Origin of the sequence: Micromonospora sp. NPDC048830 (assembly GCF_043198215.1) — a bacterium.
GTDB lineage: Bacteria > Actinomycetota > Actinomycetes > Mycobacteriales > Micromonosporaceae > Micromonospora.
Genome location: NZ_JBICUP010000055.1, coordinates 21,822 through 38,358, shown reverse-complemented (window position 1 = coordinate 38,358; position 16,537 = coordinate 21,822). Strand labels below are relative to the sequence as shown.

Annotated in this window: 15 protein-coding genes and 1 pseudogene; 5 read left to right on the top strand and 11 right to left on the bottom strand. The window is 68.0% G+C overall.

The features are described from left to right. Positions 1-667 precede the first annotated feature (667 nt). Both ACGFIZ_RS30180 and ACGFIZ_RS30175 read right to left on the bottom strand, forming a co-directional pair. A complete protein-coding gene (locus ACGFIZ_RS30180) occupies positions 668-799 on the bottom strand; it encodes a hypothetical protein (RefSeq protein WP_347670557.1) in 132 nt (43 codons plus the stop codon). A gap of 156 nt (positions 800-955) precedes the next feature. Then, positions 956-2,407 (bottom strand): ATP-binding protein, encoded by a 1,452-nt coding sequence (locus ACGFIZ_RS30175; protein WP_393425383.1) that lies wholly within the window; start codon positions 2,405-2,407, stop codon positions 956-958. Between the two features lie 149 nt (positions 2,408-2,556). Here ACGFIZ_RS30175 and ACGFIZ_RS30170 point away from each other — a divergent pair, with 149 nt between their 5' ends. Next, on the top strand, positions 2,557-2,922 hold the full coding sequence (locus ACGFIZ_RS30170) for a hypothetical protein (RefSeq protein WP_393425380.1): 366 nt from the start codon (positions 2,557-2,559) through the stop codon (positions 2,920-2,922). A 24-nt stretch (positions 2,923-2,946) separates the two neighbouring features. Next, positions 2,947-3,417, top strand: coding sequence for an integrase core domain-containing protein (locus ACGFIZ_RS30165; RefSeq protein ID WP_393425377.1), 471 nt, complete (start codon positions 2,947-2,949; stop codon positions 3,415-3,417). Positions 3,418-3,452: 35 nt separating this feature from the next. On the opposite strand, the gene xerC is transcribed toward ACGFIZ_RS30165, so the two are convergent. The 3 genes from xerC to ACGFIZ_RS30150 all read right to left on the bottom strand — a co-directional run bounded on the left by xerC (position 3,453) and on the right by ACGFIZ_RS30150 (position 7,154). Next, on the bottom strand, positions 3,453-4,331 hold the full coding sequence (xerC, locus tag ACGFIZ_RS30160; RefSeq protein WP_347671374.1) for a site-specific integrase: 879 nt from the start codon (positions 4,329-4,331) through the stop codon (positions 3,453-3,455). A 671-nt stretch (positions 4,332-5,002) separates the two neighbouring features. Further along, positions 5,003-5,722, bottom strand: a complete 720-nt coding sequence (locus tag ACGFIZ_RS30155; RefSeq protein ID WP_393425374.1) for an IS6 family transposase — start codon at positions 5,720-5,722, stop codon at positions 5,003-5,005. Positions 5,723-5,978: 256 nt separating this feature from the next. After that, entirely contained in the window at positions 5,979-7,154 is a 1,176-nt protein-coding gene (locus tag ACGFIZ_RS30150) for an MBL fold metallo-hydrolase (RefSeq protein ID WP_393425371.1), read from the bottom strand. Positions 7,155-7,215: 61 nt separating this feature from the next. Here ACGFIZ_RS30150 and ACGFIZ_RS30145 point away from each other — a divergent pair, with 61 nt between their 5' ends. Further along, the gene (locus tag ACGFIZ_RS30145) at positions 7,216-7,413 is read left to right on the top strand and encodes a hypothetical protein (protein WP_393425368.1); all 198 of its coding nucleotides are present in this window, start codon (positions 7,216-7,218) and stop codon (positions 7,411-7,413) included. Positions 7,414-7,546: 133 nt separating this feature from the next. Here the strand turns inward: ACGFIZ_RS30145 and ACGFIZ_RS30140 are convergent. The 6 genes and pseudogenes from ACGFIZ_RS30140 to ACGFIZ_RS30115 form a co-directional block, all read right to left on the bottom strand. Further along, positions 7,547-7,951: pseudogene (locus tag ACGFIZ_RS30140) on the bottom strand (transposase); the annotation flags it as partial. A gap of 115 nt (positions 7,952-8,066) precedes the next feature. Next, a complete protein-coding gene (locus ACGFIZ_RS30135; RefSeq protein ID WP_393425365.1) occupies positions 8,067-9,377 on the bottom strand; it encodes a hypothetical protein in 1,311 nt (436 codons plus the stop codon). 6 nt (positions 9,378-9,383) lie between these two features. After that, complete coding sequence (locus ACGFIZ_RS30130) at positions 9,384-10,640, bottom strand: M20 family metallopeptidase (protein ID WP_393425362.1); 1,257 nt, start codon at positions 10,638-10,640, stop codon at positions 9,384-9,386. Then, a complete protein-coding gene (locus ACGFIZ_RS30125) occupies positions 10,640-11,815 on the bottom strand; it encodes an amidohydrolase family protein (RefSeq protein WP_393425359.1) in 1,176 nt (391 codons plus the stop codon). The genes ACGFIZ_RS30130 and ACGFIZ_RS30125 overlap by 1 nt, the downstream gene beginning before the upstream one ends. 60 nt (positions 11,816-11,875) lie before the next feature. Next, positions 11,876-12,757: a MurR/RpiR family transcriptional regulator gene (locus ACGFIZ_RS30120; RefSeq protein WP_393425356.1), complete on the bottom strand. Its 882-nt coding sequence runs from the start codon at positions 12,755-12,757 to the stop codon at positions 11,876-11,878. 125 nt (positions 12,758-12,882) lie between these two features. Then, entirely contained in the window at positions 12,883-13,785 is a 903-nt protein-coding gene (locus ACGFIZ_RS30115) for a LysR family transcriptional regulator (protein WP_393425353.1), read from the bottom strand. A gap of 103 nt (positions 13,786-13,888) precedes the next feature. Here ACGFIZ_RS30115 and kdgD point away from each other — a divergent pair, with 103 nt between their 5' ends. Together kdgD and ACGFIZ_RS30105 are read left to right on the top strand one after the other, a co-directional pair. After that, the gene (gene kdgD / locus ACGFIZ_RS30110; RefSeq protein WP_393425350.1) at positions 13,889-14,809 is read left to right on the top strand and encodes a 5-dehydro-4-deoxyglucarate dehydratase; all 921 of its coding nucleotides are present in this window, start codon (positions 13,889-13,891) and stop codon (positions 14,807-14,809) included. After that, positions 14,806-16,449: an aldehyde dehydrogenase (NADP(+)) gene (locus ACGFIZ_RS30105; protein WP_393425347.1), complete on the top strand. Its 1,644-nt coding sequence runs from the start codon at positions 14,806-14,808 to the stop codon at positions 16,447-16,449. The genes kdgD and ACGFIZ_RS30105 overlap by 4 nt, the downstream gene beginning before the upstream one ends. The last annotated feature ends 88 nt before the right edge of the window (positions 16,450-16,537 follow it).

Below are 16,537 nucleotides of genomic sequence, written 5' to 3'. Positions count from 1 at the left end.
CCTTCGACAAGCCAGAAACCTAGACGGGACACGGCGTGCCCTGTTGATCAGGGCGTCAACCCACCCACGAGAACATCACAAGAGCCCCAATTCGCTTGTGTGGGCCGTGCAGCTCCGCCGCCAAGCCCGGTTGATCGCTCAGCTCGCCGGTCCAACCGACGGGCACCATCTGACGCTGCGTGCCATCACTGCCTGCCGCGAGCCCGTCAACCCCGGGGGCGGGCCCGCCGCCCCGCCAGCGGGGTCAGTCGCCAGATTGCGCGCCGGCAGGCCGACCCACGCCACCAGCGGGCATCCCACCCCGACGCGCCTCATCAGCATTGTCCGGCACTGGACGTCACAGCGGCCCCTTGATTCCGCGTCTTGCGCGATGCACCGCGGATCGGTCGAAATGCGACCATCCGGTCACGCCCATAGCGTCAAATGCCGGCTTTGCTACGTTGTCCAGAGCCACAAAAAGACGATCGCCGTGGCCACCTGGTCACAGCGATCGTCCAATGTGTTCGCTGCGAGCGTCTATTTTACCAGCTCACACCGTCGGGACGGCCGGATTCGAACCGACGACCCCTTGACCCCCAGTAGTCCGGTGGCCCAGCGGCATGCTCACGCACGTTTGCCCAGGTCGCCTCAAGCATAATCCGGCCGAGTAAAGGGGTCGTCGACCACGTCACCCGCCGTGCTGTGCGGCGGTCTGAACCCGCCGGGCCAACGCCAGGTAACTGTCCACGGCGCCAGGACGCACGTCGAGGTGCACGATCGTGCCGTTGTGGTGTTCGGCGAGATTCACAACGACTGCCACCGCGGGCGCGTCGTCGTCTCCGGCAACGAACGCACGGCGAACCCGCTCAGCGTGAGCAGTCAGCTTCTCCGCCGCATCTGGCCCACCCGCACGAGAACCGTCGCATCGCGCGGAAGCGGCTCAACCCGGAGCAGATCGCGTAGGCGGCCTGTGCGGTTACCCCCGCCAGGCCGACAAGATCTCCGAAGGACCCCACACCACATCCGCTTTCGTCGAGTCGACCTGTGGCGACACGCCGCTGAGGGAGACGATCACGAGCCCGCAACGGCTGTGGTCGAAGCCGGGCACCTGTGCCGCGCCCGCCGCCAGTTCGGCAAGGTCGCGCGCGTCGAAAGGACTGCTGAGCCATTTAATCGAACCCGCGAAGTAGACGGTCTGAGCCACCGGCGCCCGGTCCGCGCCAATGATGTCGATCTCCGGGTTGAACTGGCGGTTCCACCAACCCCCAACCGCCTGCACGTCTGACCAGGGCAGGCTTCCGGCGATCGCGGCGAGTTCCAGGGACTCTCGGATAAGCGGTTCGACGGCGCGGCCACGCCATCCCTTCCAGCGCCGCTGGACGAGTTTGAATGCTGCCTCCGGGCGGCCTCGACGGGCCTGTTCCTGCGCGCCACGGAGAATCGCCAGGTACAGGCGTAAGTTGCTGTCGGCGACTCGATACAACGCCGGTCTGCTCGGCTTCGTCGACAGCGGCTCGTCGACGGCCAGCACCCTCTTTTCCTCCACCAGCCGGCGCAGGAGAGGGGAAAGCAGACCGGACGCGAGCGGAGATTGGGCACCGCCTGCCGTCGAGGCGATGTTGGCATAGGCCCGATCGCCGCCACCGATTGCCTCAAGGACGCGGCGTGCCTGGTCCGGCGCGGGGAACTCGGCCAGCAGCGCCGCTTCCGGGATGCTGAAGACGACCGAGGCCGGATCGGCGCACTCCTCTTCGAGGAAGGCCAGCGGCGGCTTGGCCGGTGGCCAGGCCCGAATGATCCCCGGGAGACCTCCGCAGATCAGATGCGCATCAATTGCATCTGCCCCGCTGAGATCCAGCGCGCGCGCCGTCTCCGCCGGGTTCAGCGGCCCGAGCACGAGCGCGTCGGCGCGGCCGAAAAACGGCCGGTCGTATGCGGTCAGCCGCTCCATCATGTGGACGTCGCTGCCTAGGAGCAGAAGGAGTACGGGCTTGGTGGACAGTAGCCGGTCCCAAGCCGTCTGCAACGCGCCGTCGAAGAGCGCATCCTGCTCGGCAAGCCATGGAACCTCGTCGATAACGACCACGGATGGGACGTCCGGGAGGACAGAGGCTAGCGACCGGAAGGCGTCTGGCCAACCTCCGGCGGATATCGGCACCAAATCCGGGTTCGTCGGCAGCGGTGAATCACGCAACTCGGCCAGGAAGGTGGAGATCGCCTCGGTAGAGGACGCGCCCTTGGTTGCGGCGTAGAAGAGGTAAGGCACCTCAGCGCGGTTGCAGAACTCCTGGACGAGCCGCGATTTGCCCACCTGGCGCCGGCCCCGGATGGTGACCGCCAGTCCGGCACTCCCTGTTCGGAGCCGGTCCAGCCGCTTCTGCAACAAGGCAAGTTCGGCCGTTCGACCGACGAAGATTCCCGCCATCATGTAATCCCAGTCTACGTAGACGCCTTCTACGTAGACTCACTCTACCAAGCTTCTGTTGCCTGCCTCGTAGGAACCACGCTGTACGGTGCCAATACCTGTCGCACCTGCAGTGAGCTGGGGCTTCATGGGCATAAGGCACCTTCGTGGTCATGGTCTTCCAGCTGATCTATCTGGTCGCGATCCGCCTGTTCGACGCTCTGCTCCTCGCGGCTCGGAGCGACCGCGCGGTGCTCGCGGAACTGCTGGCCCTGCGCCACGAGGTCGCGGTGCTGCACCGTCAGGTCCACGGCCGACCACGACTGTCCTGGCCAGACCGGGCGATCCTGTCCGCGCTGGCCCGCCGCCTGCCCCGCACGGTCCGCATCCACCGGATCGTGACCCCGGCGACCCTGCTGGCCTGGCACCGCCGGCTGGTCCAACGCCGCTGGACCTACCCCCACCGCGGCAGCCGACCACCCATCAGCGACGAGACCCGCGAGCTCATCCGCCGGATAGCCCGGGACAACCCCCGCTGAAGCCACAAAAGAATTCAGGGCGAGATGCTCGGACCGGGCCACCGCGTCGGCCTCGACACCATCCGCCGAATCCTGGCCCGTGGCCGCCTCGGCCCCGCACCCCACCAGACCGACACGCCTTGGCGAACGTTCCTGCGCGCCCAGGCCACCGGCCTGCTGGCCACCGACTTCTTCCACGTCGATACCGTGTGGCTGCGCCGGCTGTACGTGCTGGTCGAGACGCCGCCGCGCACACCGAGGGCGAACTGTTTCGTGGAGCGCTGGGGCCGCAGCATGCGCGAGGAGTGCACAGACCACCTCCTCATCTACGGCGAACGGCACGCCAGGACGGTACTGACCGAATACGTCCGACACTTCAATGATCACCGGCCGCACCAAGGCCACGGACAGGTGGCACCCAACCATGACCCGGGCGTCGCCGTGCCGATCGACGGCGTCGTTCGACGCCGACGGCGGCTGGGAGGAATCATCAACGAGTACCATCGAGCCGCCTGAACGAATCCTTGAACCCGCTAGTCAGCAGCCGGAATCTAGTTTTGGCACCATACAGGGCCGAGGTGCTCCCGCCCGCCGATGACGATGACCTGTTCCCTGATCGTCAGCTCCCCTGCGGCCAGGTTGATGTCCTCCCAGCGCAGGCCTGCCATCTCGCCCCGGCGCGGGCCGCGCAGCGCCACCAGCCACCACAGCACGAACAGCGGATCGTCGCGCACCGCCACAAGAAACCGCGCCAGGTTGTCGAGGTCCCACACCGCGACCCGTGGGCGCACGCCGGTCTCGCGCCACACCGCCTCCTGCTCGTCATCCCAGACCACAGCGTGCGGGCGCGCCCCGTTCGGTAGCCGCAGGTTCCGGGCGGGGTTGTGGCCGACGATGCCCTGCCGTCTCGCCTCCGACAACGCGCTGCGCAGCACCGCTCGGATCCGGCTCACGCTGCCCGGCGAGATCAGCCGGCCACCGCGTACGACCTGGCGGCAGATCGCGTCCATGGCCCGCTGAACGGTCTTCACGCGCAGCTTGCTCAACCGATACACGCCAAGGTGCGGGATCAGGTACTTCTCCACGATGCTGCGGTAGTTGAGCACCGTCGTGGGCCTCAGCCGGCCCTCAAGCTCCGACAGCCAGAAGCGCAGCCAGCGCCGCACCGTCCACGTCCGCGCCACCGCCTCCGGCCCCGGCAACCGGGCCAACTCCCAACACGCCCGCTCCGCCTCAGTCAGGGTCGCGAACCCGCCCCGGCGAACCCGATCACGACCGCCGTCCACCCCGTTGACCTGCAGCGAGAAGTACCAGCGCCCGTGACTGAGGTCCGCCAGCCGCTCGCAGCGAGCGCCGAACTGCTTACCCGTCTCCTCGTCACGGCAGCCACACCGCCGGTACACCCGGCCCAGCCCATCGGAGGTGCGCATCAGCACCCACCCCAGAAGCCGAATCCAACAGCAGGCAGAGCCCGCAGCACGGCCGGACAGACATCAGCAGCCCGAACACGAGAACCGGACTTCACTACACCAAACGTCACAGTCTTCCTCAACCAGATTGAGTCCGACAGACCGGAAGGTAGGAGTCCGAGCCCTTCGAGCGCACCCACCTGACGAACCCGCAGCGCCGCCAGACAGGTCAGCAGCTCAGCGCGCCGCGCGAGCCCAAGTACGTGTGTCACAGGTGTGACTCACACGTGACTCACATGACGACAGGGAAGATAGCCAATCGGCTATCTTCCCTGGTCAAGTTGGTGCGCCCGAAGGGACTCGAACCCCTAACCTTCTGATCCGTAGTCACATGCTTCAATGCGACTACGGAGAAGGTCTCCATTCATCCGAACCCGTCCAACAGGGTCCGGCCGCAACCTGCCAAGTCCTAGCAGGTCCGGGCGATATATCGCTCATGGCGGATTCCAAGAGCCTTTGTGAGTAAGAGCTTCGTACGAGGCAGTCCCTACACGTCGGCGACAGTTCGCCGGCGTCCGAGCAGCCATCATGACATACCCCGGCGACTTCCACCACCAGAGATGGCAACACGATCAACGGCGCTGTTGCGTTGGCGGATCGGTGGACACGCCGAGCCGCGTCACCGGGCACTGTCAGATGGCTCGGGCCAGTTCCGTAAACGCGGCGGCCACCCGCAGACCGGGCTGGACGTCAGCGGCGAGTTCGTAGTGTCCGCGTCGGAGGTTCTGAACGAAGGCATGGCCGGCGATGATCGTTTGCGCGGTGCGGTTGGTGCGGAGTCCGCGCATCGGTCTGAGCCTGTGCTTGAGCTGGCTGTGGTCGGCCTCGATCGGATTGTCGGCGTGTCGTTCGATGCGGTGCCGCGCCGACGGGACCAGGTCATCGAGCACCCTCGGATAGACCGGGTCCGCGTCGGTGACCATCTGGCCGGGCGTGACCTTCGGCGTGGTCAGCGCCCGGCGGAAGAACCGCCGGGCCGCCGCGGCGTCCCGACGGGCCGAGACGAGCACGTCGATGACCTGACCATGCTGGTCCACGGCCCGGTACACGTACCGCCACACCCCGTTGACCTTGACGTAGATCTCATCCACGAACCAATGGTCACCAGGTGAGTGACGAGCGAAGCGAGCGGCGTCGGCCAACAGCGGGATGAACCGCCGCACCCACCGGTAGACCGTAACGTGATCCACCTCGACACCCCGCTCGACCAGCAACTCCTCCACATCCCGGTACGAGAGGTTGAACCGCAGACACCAACGGACCGCCAGCACGATCACCTCGGGCGGGAACCGGAACCCGACGAACGCCGACGCAGGCGGAGACCAGGACCGGACACGAGTCGACGACCTCACCGGCCCAGCAGACCACACCCGGCAAGCCGGAGTCGATCATGCTTTCGCCCAACGCAACAGACCCAGATCAACTAGTGTGGAGCACGAAGATCATGTCTCAGGAGTCCCGTTGCGGGAGAAGTTGTCATCAGCCGGACATCGAGATGGCCGGGTGCACGCAAATCCGACCACCCGAACCAAGATCACCAAAATCATCCTACGGCCGTGCCAGAGCTGAACCCCAATGACCGTTGATACGTGGGACGTGCTGCTTTCGCTACCTCTTTCGGCCTCCACCGACGTTGATGACATCAAGGTCGTTGCCGACGATGAGAAGGCCGGAATATCCGTTTTGCGCTGCGCGCCAGGCATGCTCAGGCCAGTTCGCCGGGGCGAGGTGGTTCAGGACGAGGTTCTTGGCGTTGGCGCGCTCGGCGATCACCGGGACCTGAGCGATGGTCGTATGGGCGGCGAGTAGGTGCTGCCGGATAGCTTCCTGAGTCTCCGTGCGAGGCTCGGGGAACTGCTGGTCGACCCATTCCTCCGCGATCACCTCGTGCACCAGTACGTCGACATTGCTCGCGAGTCCGACGAGGTTCTCGGACGGCCCGGTGTCGCCGGAGAAGACTATCGAGCCTTCGTCAGTGTCGAAGCGGTAGGCCAGGGCGGGAAAGACTGGCGCGTGCTGGACCAGCGTCGCGCTGACCTTGACCCGATCGTCTTCGTAAACGTCCACCGGGCTCATCCGTGGTTCGGGATTGCCGTTTGGATCCGCTACGACCCATTCCGGCAACTGCACGTCATGCGCTTCGACAAACTGTTGGGGTACCGGTAACCGGTTGTCGCGAGCCCTGTCGTTGTAGTCCGTGGCGAATGCCTCGACCAGGTGCTGCCACATCTCCCGCGTCCCGGGGGTGGGGCTCTCGGGACACACCACTGGCGGCGCCGCAGCCGGGCCGAAGAGCGGTGGCAGGGCACCCCGATCGCCGGGCCCAAAGAGTTTGATGGGCAGATCGGCGCGCGGGATGCCGTTGACCAGTCCCGTCGTGAAGATGTTGTTGAGATCGCAGACATGGTCGGAGTGCAAATGGGTCAGGAAGATCGCTCGCAGTTGATGCAGCACGCCCACTCTCGCCGGATCCTGCCAGCCCGGGAGCTTGGCCTTGACCATCTGATGTCCGACGCCATGACCGGCATCGACGAGGTAGTAGCGGTCTCCGACGCACACGGCGGAGGATATGCCCGCGCGTGTGGTGTTCGGAAACCATGGCGGTCCGCCGGCGGTCCCCAGCAGCACCAACCGGGTGCGTGAGGTCCGCCCGTACTCCCTCGGTGCTGGTTCGCCGGACGCCTTCGCGGCGGACGGGAACGCGGCTAGCCCCACCGAGGCGAGGCCACCGCCCAGCATCGCCCGACGTGCGAAACCCGAGCCATCGTTCGATCTTTGGGTCATTACTGCCTCCTATATATCGGAACCGCAGGGCCCAACCCGGGATGTTGGAGGGCAGTCCGGCGTGGGTAACAGCGAGCGGGACTCCGTCCGCCAGGCCACCTCATGGATCATGACCCACCCCGACCACCTCGATCCCCGCGACGCCGCCAAACTACGCGACCTGCGCCGCCGGAACCATGACCTGAACCGGCTGGTCACACACGTACGCACGTTCGCGGCAATGATGACCGGCCGCCACGGCGAACGCCTCGACGAGTAAATCGCCGCCGTCGAACACGACACCCTCACGCCGCTCGCCGGATTCGCCCTCAACATGCGCCGTGACCTCGACGCCATCCGCGACTGCCTGACCCTGCCGCACAGCTCCGGCGCCATCGAAGGCACCATCAACCGGTGATCGTGGAGATTGTCTGCCGGGACACGTCGGCGCCATACACCTCGGCCAGGTGGGCCTGGATGTCCCCCGTGGTCAACCCCTTGGCCGACAGGGAGATCACCATGTCCTCGACCCCGGACAACCGGCGCTGACGCTTCCGCACGATCTGCGGCTCGAACGTGCTGTCCCGGTCCCGAGGCACCTCAATCTGCACCGGCCCGACCTCCGTCAGCACCGTCTTGCTCCGCACGCCGTTACGGGAGTTCCCACCGTTGTCTCCGGCCGGGTCGCCCTTGTCATAGCCCACGTGATCGGTGATCTCACCGTCGAGAGCGGCTTCCAGGACCCGCTTGGTCAACTGCTGCAGCAGCCCGCCCTCGCCGGTGAGCTGCAGACCCGTCGCGCGAGCCTGTTCCACCACCTGGGCGACGAGCTGATCGTCAACCCCGTCTCCCACCGGCCGCGCCGGTCCACGCTTCGCCACCTGGTCAGTATCGACCTCGGTGATCCAGGGTGACCGTCCTCGGGGATCAGGGTCAGATGCTCCAGGCGAAGCGCAGCCGGGCGGTAAGTTCGTCCGGCTCGACATCGCGGTACGTCTCGTGTTCCCGGTGCCGCACCGCGACCAGGGCCTCGAGTACGGACGCGCCCAGGATCTGCTGTATGACCGCTGACTTCTCGAGCTGCTTCAGCATGTCCCACGGGTCGGTGGGCAGCAGTTCGATGCCGGCCTGGGCGCGTGCCTCGGTCGTCAGCGATGACGGGTTCCGGCGGAGTTCCGGCGGCAAGGTCAGCTCCTGACGTATGCCGGTGAGCGCCATCCCCAGCACAACCGCACTGCTCAGGTATGGGTTGGCGGACGGGTCCACCACCTTCACCTCGACGTTCGCGCCCCACGGGTTTCCGTTGGTCGCCGCGCAGAGCCGCACGGCGGCCTCCCTGTTCTCCAGCCCCCAGCAGCAGTACGCGCCGGACCACGTGTCGGGCCGCAGGCGCAGCCGCGACACGGCCGAGTTGGCCAGCACGCCCAATGCCTCGGGAAGGAACCGGACGAGACCGCCGATCGCAGCAGATCCCTCCCGGGTCAGACCGTGCGGTCCCGGGCCCCCCGAGAAGAGTGGCCTGCCGTCGCGGGTAAGGGAAAAGTGCAGGTGTGCTCCGTTCCCGCTTCCGTCGGCGTACGGCATGGGGGAGAAGGACGCGTCAACGCCGTGTCGCCGGGCGATCGAGCAGACGAGGATCCGCGCGAGTACGACGTTGTCCGCTGCGGCGGTAGGCGGGGCAGGGGCGAGGGACAACTCCATCTGCCCAGGTCCGTACTCGGCGTGAACCTGCTCCACTGGCAGGTTGGCCCGCTGCGCGGCGGTCAGGAAGTCGCGGATGAAGTCGGCGTGGGCGATCGCAGCGCCCAGGCCGTACGCGGCCCACGGCCGCCGGGGCGACCGATCATGGGAAACCAGTGTGAACTCAAGCTCGTGCCCTATCCGCGCCTCGAGACCGCACGCGCCGAGTGCTTCGCAGAGTGCGTCCAGGGTGGTACGTGGACAGGAACTCGCCGGTGTTCCGTCCTGCTCGCACATGCGCGCTGGCGCCCAGGAGACGCCCGGCCCGAGGTGACGCAGTTCGTTCTCGTCGATCCGCAGGCGGAGGTCGCCCACCACCGAGAAGTTCGGTGTGAAGGCGAGTTGGTCGTCGACGCAGAAGACGTTCCAACTGGGGGAGGCCCCGAGGCCGGAGCTAGCGAAGGTGCGGACCCGGGAGGCGGGGACCACCTTCGCGCGTGCCACGCCGCTCATGTCGACGACGGACCCGACGACGATGTCTGAAAGCTGCTTCTGAAACGTCATGCGTAATCACCTTTCGGCATGGCGAGGTGGTGGGGGGACGGTGGCGGCCAACGGAACCCGCTGGCGAACGTCGCCGGCGGGTTCCGTTCCGGCCGACGCGGCGAGGTAGCCGGCGAGGAGGGCGTGGGCCACCCGGCGGACGGCGTCCTCGTCGGGCAGGTAGCGATCGGAGTGCAGGCTGCCGCCTTCGCCGGAGGTGCCGACGAAGAGCATCAGGATGCGCGCCGCCCGGCCGTAGTAGGCGAAGTCGTCAGCTCCGAAGGACCTGAACTCGTGGTCGGTGTCGAATCCCTGCAGACGTAGGATGCTGGCGGTGGTGCGAGCCAGCGCGGCGTCGTTGACCAGGGGCGGGTTGCCCAGCCGTAGGTCCACCTCGGTGGTACACGAGTAGGCCGTGGCGATCGACTCGGCGATCGCCCTGACCCGGCCGTGCAGGTAGGCCTGCTGGGTGGGCGAGCTGGTGCGGATGGTCCCGGCGAGGTCGACCTTGGCAGGGATGACGTTCGGCGCCTCGCCGCCGTGGATCGCGCCCACGGAGACCACGGCGGACTCTCGGGGGTCCACGTTGCGTGCGACGATCTGCTGGGCCGCCAGGACGAAGGCCGAGGCAGCGAGGACCGGGTCGGCGGAGAGGTGGGGGTACGCCCCGTGCGCCGCCCGCCCATTGAAACTGACAGTGAACTCGTCGGACGCGGCGTTGACCGTGCCCTCGTTCGATGTGACCTTGAGCGAGTTCAGGGCCGGTTGCACGTGTGCGCCGATCACCGCGGTGATGTTGTGCCTGGCCCATTGCGGCCTGGCCAGCAGGTCGATCGCCCCCGACGGCAGGGTCTCCTCCCGGGGTTGCCACACTGCCACCACCGGTGCCGGCAGGTCCGGTACCCCGGCGAGGGTGTTCAGCACGGCGATCACGGCGGCCATGTGCACGTCGTGGCCGCAGGCGTGCATGGCCCCGTTGACAGAGGCGAACGGGGCGCCGGTGCGCTCCACGATGGGCAGGGCGTCCAGCTCCGCCCGCAGCGCCACGCTCGGCCCGTCCCTTCCGACGCGGACCAGTGCCCCACCGGTCTCGATCAGGTCGATGGCGGCGCCGATGGGTACATACTCCAGCAGGGTGGCGAGGGTGTCGTCCTCCTGACCGGAGACGCGTGGCTGCCGGTGCAGCCGTTCGCGCAAGAGCGCCGCTTCCGGGATTCGGGCGTCGAGGGCCTGGAAGAGGTGGTGGTAGGCCGGCGTCCCGGCGTCGTCTCGTGACGCGGCCATCAGTACCCCCGACCGAGCGAGTAAACGGCGCGGGCGTTCTCCGAGCCGGCCATCCGGGCCACTCGGACGGCCTCGGCGATCGGCCAGTCCTCCCGGCGCACGTACTCGGCGAGGACCCGCGCGGTGGCGGTCCGCCACAGCCGCGCGCCAAGGTACACCAGTTCGGGCAGCCCCCACGCGTCGGTGGAGAAGAGCAGCTTGTGGAAGGGCGTCAGGTCCATGGCGGAGCGTAGTAGCGACTCGGCGTTCGCTCCCAAGTAGTTGACCGCGAGGCCGGTGTCGAGATAGACGTGCGGATAGGCGTGGGCCAGGTAGCCAGCGCTGCGCTCGAACGGGTAGCAATGCAACAGCACCAACTTGCCGGCTGTGCGTTCCGATCTGGCGATCAGCGGTTGGAGCAGCGCGGGGTCGGCCATCCGGAGGGTCAGGTCCGGATCGCCGAAACCGGTGTGGACCTGGAGAGGTTTGCCCTGTTCGAGGGCCCACCAGATCAGGTGCCGGGTCAGAACTGCGTCCTTCAGCCGGGGCGCGTCCCCACCGGTCACCTGGCCGTGCCAACGGGCGGCCGCGGCGAGGATCTCGGTGTCGGTGGGCCGTGCGGGGTCCAGTGCCAGGCCGCACCGGTACGCGGCCACCGTCTTGTAGCCGACAGCCCGACTGCCGTAGTCGTCCAGCATGTTCGCCAAGCGGCGAAGGAAGTCCTCACCCGACACCGAACCCGTCACGGCCTGTTCCGCCACCGTCTCCAGCCGGACGATCCGGTGAACGGTGGCCCCGCTGAGTTCGCCGAACGTGTTCTCCGCCATGAGCTGGTCGGACCGGTATCCCCCGTCGAGGCAGTAGGCGCTGATGCCCGCGGCGCGCGTCAGTCGCCGGGTCACCGACCGGAAACCCAGCCGCTTGCGGTGGGCCAGGTACTTGTCCGGATCGGCGAAGGGCGGCAGGCCGAGCACGGGCGCGCAGTACCGGCGGAGGGCGAATCCCAGTTGCGAGTCGAACTGGGAGTGGGGGGCCGCCGGGCCACGGGGCGCCTCCGTGATCGAAGCTTCCAGCTCGGCGCGCGTGAGGTCCCGATCGAAGACGCTGTGCACGTGGTGATCGACCAGGGGGAGAGCTTCGATCTGGTGGATCAGGTGGGAACGGCGCCACGGCCAAAGCGCCTGGTCTACCTTCATGGGCGGCGATCGTAACAGCAGTTACGTCGCGATGGAATTAGCTGACGGCCGTAACGGCGGTTACGCCTGAGGTTCGAGCGACGCCCGTATCTGCTCCAGCTCTCGCATGCGGCTCGGGAAGGTGTCGCGCAGCCGGCCCTGGAGCGCCCCGATCAAGGTCTCGACCAGAGCCACGGTGCAGACGTGGCTGTCGAAGGCGCTCACCGCGTCCACCTTCGCCGTGAGCACGACATCGGCCATCTCGGCGATGGGCGACATCCACGGATCGGTGATCAGCACGACGCTCGCCCGCCGGGCCCTCGCCAGACGGACGAGCGCGATGGTGTCCGCCTGGTACCTGCGGAAGTCGAAGGCGACGACGCAGTCCCGCCGGCGTAGGTCAGGCGTGACGGTGGCCGCCGCACGGGCGTCCGGGTGAATGTGGCAACCGGGGCGTAGCGCCTGCAGATGAATCGCGAAATACTCCGCCGCGAGCCGGGTGAACCTGCCCCCGAGGATGTGAACGCGGGCATCCTGATCGGCCAGCAGGGCCACCGCCCGGTCGAACTCAGCGTCCGGGATCTCCGCCAGGGTGCGACGGACGCCCTCGGCGAACAGGCCGGCGGCGGTGGCGCGGAACTCACCCGTGGCCGTCTGCGCGGCCGATGGTGCCGACTTGGTGAGCGGCGAGGCGGTCTTGGCTACGAGTTCGTCCCGCAGTGCCGTCTGGAACTCCCGGTAACTGCGGTAGCCAAGCCGGGACACGAACCGGATGACGGTTGGGCCGCTGACCTTCGCCAGCGAGGAGAGGGCGGTCGTGGTCTCCAAGCCGGCGGCCGGGTACTGCGCCAGGACGACTCGCGCGACCTGACGTTCCTTGGCGGAAAGCCGGTCCATGGCGGAGCGGATCCGGGACGCCACGGTCTCCGTACGAGCATCGCCGTCCAGGACATCGAGGGTCATCACGCTAGGTGTCCCTTCTTGTGCGGATACCGCGACCGGTGCCGGCCTCCACGGTTGCGGGTGGGGGTGCACGGTGCGGAGGGGCAAGCGTACCGAGCCCCGGGCCGGGGTGGTGCCTGCTCCAGTCAGGGTCGGGCGTCGTCGTCCGGTGCTGGCAGGAGCTCCAACAGCCGCAGCAGCGCGGGGCTGTCGTTCGCTGACCGCCAGACGAGCTCCAGCGAGGCCTTGAGCGGAACGTCCGCCCGCAGGGGCCGGTAGCGCACCCCCTCGAAGCGCATCCTGGTCGCCGACCGCGGCACGAGCGCCAGGCCCCACCCCGCCTGGACGAGCGCCAGCATCGAGTGGATCTGCGAGAGATGCTGCACCGCCTGCGGGATGACTCCAAGATCGGAGAATGCCCTGGTCAGAAGGTCGTGGAAGTACCGCGAGTCGATGGGCGAATACATCACCGCGTTGATCTGGTGCAACGCGGTGAGGGGCAGCGGCTCGTCCCCGGAGCTCAGCGGGTGCCCCACCGGTACGGCGGCCACGAACGGCTCCTCGTACAGAGCGCGGAACGACAGGTGTGGCGGTCGCGAGGCGGGACGGGCGATGCCGAGGTCGATCGCGCCCTCCGACAGGGCCTCGTGCTGCTTCTGGGTGACGAGTTCCCGGAGATCAACCGCTACCGACGGCAGTTCGGCGCGCGCGAGCTGCAGGACGTCCTGCAGCCCGGAGTGGGCGCTTCCCGCGGTGAACCCAATGCGCAGTGTCCCCGAGGTCCCGGCGCCGATCTGGCGCACGGCGAGCGTGGCGCGCTCGGTGTCCCGGAGGATGCGTCGGGCGTCGTCGAGGAACGCCCGGCCGGCCGGCGTGAGCCTGACCGAGCGGCTCGACCGGTCGAGCAGTGGGGCCCCGAGATGCCGCTCCAGCAGCTGGATCTGCCGGCTCAACGGCGGCTGCGTCATCCGCAGTCGCTCGGCCGCGCGCCCGAAGTGCAGCTCTTCTGCCACCGCGATAAAGCATGCCAGCTGCGCGAGGGTGACCAATCGATACCTTCCCTGTATTGATCCATGCCTTAGATGTGTTGGACGTGAATACTAGCTGGTGACTAGCGTCGGGCTCCTCACCGTCGTAAGGAGTTCGGAACAGATGGTCGCCATGCCGCCGGATGAAGTCGTGAAGCGCCTCGGCTCGGGACTCCTGGCGTTCCCCGTCACCCACCTGGACGACGAACTGGCCTTCGACGAGGCCGCCTATCGGGACAACATCGGCTGGCTCACCGCCCAGGGATGCGCTGGCATGTTTCCCGCCGGAGGGACCGGGGAGTTCTTCTCCCTCACCCCGAACGAGGTGGAGCGAGTGGTCCGGGCGGCGGTCGAGGAGGCGCCGACCGGAATGCCGGTCATCGCCCCGGCGGGCCACGGCACCGCCAGCGCCGTCGACATGGCCAGAAGCGCTGCGCGGGCCGGTGCCGACGGCATCCTCCTGCTGCCGCCGTACCTCACCGAGGCCGGCCAAAGCGGACTGGAACAGCATGTCCGGGCGGTCTGCCGGGCCACCGACCTGGCCGTCATCGTCTACAACCGGGCCAACGCGGTCTACACCGACATGACGCTCGCCCGGCTGGCCGGGGACTGCCCGACCCTGGTCGGGTTCAAGGACGGGATCGGCGACATCGAGCAGATGGCCCGCGTCCACGCCCGCCTGGGCGACCGGCTGCTGTACGTCGGCGGGCTGCCCACCGCCGAGATGTTCGCGATGCCCTACCAGGCGCTCGGCCTGACGACGTACTCCTCGGCCATCTACAACTTCCTGCCCGGGTTCGCGCTCGAGTTCTACGACGCTGTCCAGCGCCGCGACGCCGACTACGTGCACGCCGCGATGAACTCGTTCTTCCTGCCCTACGGAGATCTGCGCAGCCGCAGGCCGGGGTACGCGGTCAGCATCATCAAGGCCGGAATGCGGGTGATTGGTCGTCCGGCCGGGCCCGTCCGCCCGCCGCTGACCGATTTGACCCGCGACGAGCTCGAAGACCTGGCCGCCCTGATCGAGAAGGTGAGCTCGCGGTGAGGCCCAAGATTCGCGGCACCTCGCTCGTCGGCTTCACCGACGTTGCCCACCACGAGGGCAGCACGTTCCTCGCCATTGATCCGCGTACAGGTGCGGCTCTGCATCCGCCGTTCGCTGAAGCCTCTTCGGCGGACGTGGCACGTGCGACGACCCTGGCCTGGCGTGCCTTCCCGCGTTACCGCGCCACTGGACCGGACTTGCGGGCGGCGTTCCTGGAGAACATCGCCACCGGCCTGGAGGAGAACCGGGCCCTGATCACCGATCGGATGGTCGCGGAAACCGGCCTTCCCGCCGCCCGGGCCGACACCGAGATGACGCGGACCCTCGGGCAACTACGGCTGTTCGCCGCGGTCGTGCGGGACGGGAGCTGGCGCCAGGCGCGGATCGACCCGGGCGACCCGGACCGGGTCCCGGTTCCCCGGCCGGACATCCGGCAACGGGCGGTTCCTCTCGGACCGGTGGCGGTCTTCGCTGCCGGCAACTTCCCGCTGGCGTTCTCCGTCGCGGGCGGGGACACCGCCGCCGCTCTGGCCGCCGGAGCGCCGGTGATCGTGAAGGGGCACCCGGGGCATCCGGGAACGTCGGAGCTGGTCGGGCGGGTGGTGCGGGAGGCAGTGCGGTCGCACGATCTCCCCGAGGGGGTCTTCTCGCTGCTGCAAGGCGCCAGCGATGAACTCGGCGAGCAGTTGGTCACGGCCCCGCTCGTCGCCGCTGTGGCCTTCACCGGGTCGCGGGCCGGCGGGATGGCACTCGCCACCGCGGCGCAGCGTCGCCCGGCGCCCATCCCGGTCTTCGCCGAGATGTCCGCGGTCAACCCGGTGATCCTCCTGCCCGACGCCCTGCACCGGCGGGCCGGCGCCCTCGCCGTCGACTACGTCGCTTCGGTGACCGGGAGCATGGGCCAGCTGTGCACGAAGCCGGGGCTGGTTTACGTGCTCGACGGTCCGCTCGCTCACCGCTTCCTCGACAGCGCTGCGGCGGCCCTCCGTGCCATGCCTGCGGGGCCGATGCTCACGTCCAAGATCGCTGCATCCTACCGGCGGCGGCTCGCGGAGGTGACCAGCCTCGACGGGGTCGGTACGGTGGCGCTGTCCCGGTGCGACGGGACCGCCGAGACGTTTGCCGCACCGCACCTGCTCGTCACGACCGGTGATGTCGTGCTCGGCCAGCCCACTCTCTCTGAAGAGATCTTCGGCCCGGCGTCGGTGGTCGTGCGCGTACGCGACGAGGCGCAGTTGGCCGAGCTGCTGCGGATTCTGCCGGGCCAGCTGACCGCGACGATGCACGTTGGCGACGCCGACGATTCGCTCGCTGCGGCGCTGATCGAGGAACTGGAGCTGATCGCGGGCCGGGTGATCGTGAACGGGTGGCCCACTGGCGTGGAGGTGTGTCACGCCATGGTCCATGGTGGGCCTTTCCCGGCCACCTCGGCAGCCGCCACCACGTCGGTCGGGAGTCGGGCGATCGAGCGCTTCTTGCGCCCCGTCGCGTACCAGGCCGTCCCCGAGCGGCTCCTTCCGCCGGAACTGCGTACCGACCCGCCCTACGCCGTGCCGCGGTTGATCCGGGGCGTGCCGGAGGCGGTAACGCCGCAGCTCAACGACGAATCTGTAACAAACGATTTATTGAAGACCAATTGACTGCAGATTGTACACATCACTACAGTCGCGGTGTCTTCCCGCCGCCGTTCCGCCCCCCTTTCGGGTTGCCGCCTGACCGGCAGTGACC